This window comes from Methanomicrobium sp. W14 (assembly GCF_017875315.1).
Lineage (GTDB): Archaea > Halobacteriota > Methanomicrobia > Methanomicrobiales > Methanomicrobiaceae > Methanomicrobium.
Genome location: NZ_JAGGMM010000006.1, coordinates 1 through 3614 on the forward strand (window position 1 = coordinate 1; position 3614 = coordinate 3614).

General features: G+C 37.1%; 4 protein-coding genes. All 4 read left to right on the forward strand.

Annotation, left to right across the window (positions count from 1 at the left end):
* A partial coding sequence (locus J2128_RS12605) for an ABC transporter permease subunit (protein WP_209691815.1) occupies window positions 1–735 on the forward strand: 735 nt, incomplete at its 5' end.
* A 19-nt stretch (window positions 736–754) separates the two neighbouring features.
* The gene (locus J2128_RS12610) at window positions 755–1792 is read left to right on the forward strand and encodes an ABC transporter permease subunit (RefSeq protein WP_209691817.1); all 1038 of its coding nucleotides are present in this window, start codon (window positions 755–757) and stop codon (window positions 1790–1792) included.
* Window positions 1793–2019: 227 nt separating this feature from the next.
* On the forward strand, window positions 2020–2373 hold the full coding sequence (locus J2128_RS12615; protein ID WP_209691818.1) for a hypothetical protein: 354 nt from the start codon (window positions 2020–2022) through the stop codon (window positions 2371–2373).
* Between the two features lie 42 nt (window positions 2374–2415).
* Window positions 2416–3483, forward strand: coding sequence for a hypothetical protein (locus J2128_RS12620; RefSeq protein ID WP_209691829.1), 1068 nt, complete (start codon window positions 2416–2418; stop codon window positions 3481–3483).
* Window positions 3484–3614: the final 131 nt, after the last annotated feature.

The window sequence follows — 3614 nt, forward strand, 5'->3', positions numbered from 1 at the left end:
GGATTTGATCTGATTTCAGGTGAAAGGGAGGGAAAGTCCTTAAAATCCCTTTTATCCCATCCTGTCTACCGTGACGAGATAATAAACGGAAAAGCCATTGGAGGAATTCTTGCACTTGTCATAGCTTCAATAGCAGTATTTTTTTTGGCATATGCTATTCTTCTGATAGAGGGAATTGTTCCTGACTTTAACGGAACTGAACGTATTGTTGTTATGTTGCTCTTTACTATTCTTTACCTCATTGGAAATTTTTCCCTTGCTCTTATGGCTTCAGTCATTGCCAGAAACAGCAGTTCAGCACTGATAATCTCGATGCTGATACTTTTCGTACTTGCTTTTTTTCTTCCTTATGCGGGTGCAGATGCTGTCAGCTATGTTGTTTTGGGAGAAGAACCTGCAACTTTGTATTCTGAGGACGAATCCTCAATGTCATATGAAGAGATCGAGTGGCACGACAATCTGGTCAGTGAATATAATAAAGGCATGATGTTTATAAGCGATGTACTTAACCTGTTCTCTATTCAATCGGATTATTCTAGTGTTTGTTTTCAACTGGCAAAACCTGAGGATTATACTTCAAATAGCTACGAAGAAGACTCCAGTAGAGTAACAGGAGATATTCCGATAATGAATTCTTTAAGCAGCTCCCTGGCAAACATAATTTTTCTGTTAATATATCCGTTTGTGTTTTTTGGAATAGCCTATGTTAAATTTATGAGAACGGATTTGAGGTAACAAACGGGAGGTGAAAAATATGTCAATAGAAAGGGTTTTAATAGTCGGGAAAAAAGAATTTGCAGACATCATTACAGGCAGAAGATTTTTTGCCCTTCTCGTAATGCTTTTGATAATCACCGGGACATGCGTAATTAGTGAATCAGTGGGCTATTATGATGAACTTAAAGCTTATTCAAGTTCCGGAAGCACGGTTATGGATGAAAGCGGAGCAATCCACTATGGCGAAGCAGCATACAAACCTTCGGCAATAAACCTGTTTTTTGGTATTGCTGATGCTCTGACATCCTATATTTTCGGTCCTTTGATTGCAATAGCAATGGGTTTTGATGCCATTACAAGAGAGAGGGAGACAGGGTCTATAAAGTCAGTCCTTTCGCATCCTCTCTACAGGGATGAACTGATTAACGGAAAAGCGCTTGGAGGCATCCTGTCCATAGGAGTTGCAACGGCGGTTGTTTTTATTCTCACGTTTTCAATTCTTCTGGTAATGGGAATTGTTCCTTCATTTTCTGAATCGGGTTCATTAATTGTATTATTTATATTTACACTCTTTTACCTTGCAGGAGTTTACTCTATGTCTTTGATGGCGTCGGTATTCTCAAAAAAAGGCAAAACAGCACTTGTATATTCATTGGTTTTGTTCTTGGCATTTTCATATATGGCGCCTGCACTGGGCCCGTCAGTAATAAGTACAATTCTTGGACCTGAACCGGACAGCATTTATACTGCAAATTATTATGACAACGAGGAGCTCCTGCAGGAAGTAAACAATTATTATTCTGCTGAAACCACGATGAAGGGGATTATTTTGCAGCTTTCGATGAGTACTAATTACCAGTATATAGGTTATGCAGTGACTAAAACCACTTTGTTCTGGAATATGAATACTGCCGGAGCCCATGATCAGTACGGTATGCTGGATTACTCATCTATGGGAATAGGTCTGAGTGATGTTCTTGAAAAGGTCTGGGGTAATATAATCTTTCTTTTTGTGTACCCGGTTGTCTTCTTTGGGATAGCCTATGTGAAGTTTATGAGGCTTGATCTGAGGTGATTTTTCAAAATATTTTTTTCAGGTTGAATGAACTCTTCAAATGATGAAAATACCTTGGTGGCATCGGATTCTTTGGATGAAAAAGGGGTTCAGGGATTGCAGGGGTCAGACCGGTGAATTAAACGAAAGTTTTAGGAAAGATGATACTGGACCCAAAGTAGGTCCGGATTGAAATTGAAATCTAAAAAAAATGAAAAATTCAACAAAAAATTAAAAAGACCAAAAAATTGAGAAAAGGAGAAGAAAAAATGAAAAAATTCAATTCAAAAAAAATTGGCATCTTTCTCGGAGTAATGCTTCTTGCGGGTGCCATGGTCGTTGGGCCTGCCAGTGCAAGTGACAATAGTTTTGAACTTTTAGCTTATGGTCATATTGACCACTACGGTTCACATGTTTCCTATGATGGGAGGGGAGATGCATCTCAGACCTGTGACTATATTGATGTAACCCTAAAATTGACTTGCGATGATTCATATGTTCAGAGTGTGCCGCTAAAAAGTGCTACTAATGCCAGGTATGTAACATCTTCTGGAACATATTATAATTGTGATTCTGGTGTTTACAGGATGGTAGTTCATTAAAATATAACTCCTTTTTTTATTTATGTACTGTGAGGATATATAATGAAAAAAATGATATTTATACTATCTCTAATTGCCGTTTTCTGCTTCTTTGAAGGCTGTATGAATTATGTTCACAATGAGAGTTGTGTAAATTTAAGTAATACTCTTGATGAAACTGGTATTTCTGACTCGCAAGTCTTAGCAAATCACTCTGGAGAAAATATTCCTGAAGGAGGTAATAATTTATCAGATAATGCCACTGTAACTGGAAAGACAAAAAAATTAATTTCTGCATTATTTCCTCAGATTATTCCTGAAACTATTAAGGATCCTGAATATGTTCCAGGCAGTATAGTTCCCGGAAAAAAATATTTGAACTACGATAATGTCATGTCTACGGATGGCGATGTGTACGAAATTACACTTGATCCTGATACGTATGATCTTGTATTCTGTGGTATTGTTTCGGCAACAAAGTACAAAAAAGCCGAAAAAAAGGTTTCGTTTGATGATGCAAAGGAAATTGCATCCAATTTCCTGAAAATACTTGTTTCAAATAGCTCTGAAAATTACCTTGACGGTTATCTCAACAGCTCTGTTTATGTATATTATACTGATCTTGAAAGAAATGATACTGCCTGCGGTATTGATTTAGATTATACAAGAGTTATAGACGGTACCAGTTGCCTGCAAAGTAAAGTAGACATAGAAATAAATTCGATTACCGGAGATGTCGTATGTTATAATGAAAACTGGCCTGACCTGAGTGGTTATGAATTTTCATCACCAAATCCGGACTACTCACTTGAATATGCACAAGGACTTGTTGAATCGACGATTGATGAAAAATACCCTGGTGAAATTAAGAAATATCAATATGTTCCTATTCATGGAGGTTCTGATGAGATTCAGCCTTTGTGGTATGATGACAGATTAGTATTAAATTATGAAAAAGACCAGCCAATAGATTTAGTATGGGCATTTCATTTAAAGCCTGATTTAAATCCCGGATATAGTAGTGACCAGATAGTATATTCCGAAAGGATCAGTGCCCATACAGGAGAGATTTATGATCTGTTTTATAATGGAATTCACATTTATCATGGGGAAAAATATGGGATTATTTGAGCATTTTTTCTGGAGACTTTGAGATGATAGAAACAGTAGACCTGACGAAAGAGTACAACGGTGTAAAGGCTGTAGACAATTTAAACCTTAAAGTTGACGAAGGAGAAATATTCGGATTTTTAGGCCCGAAC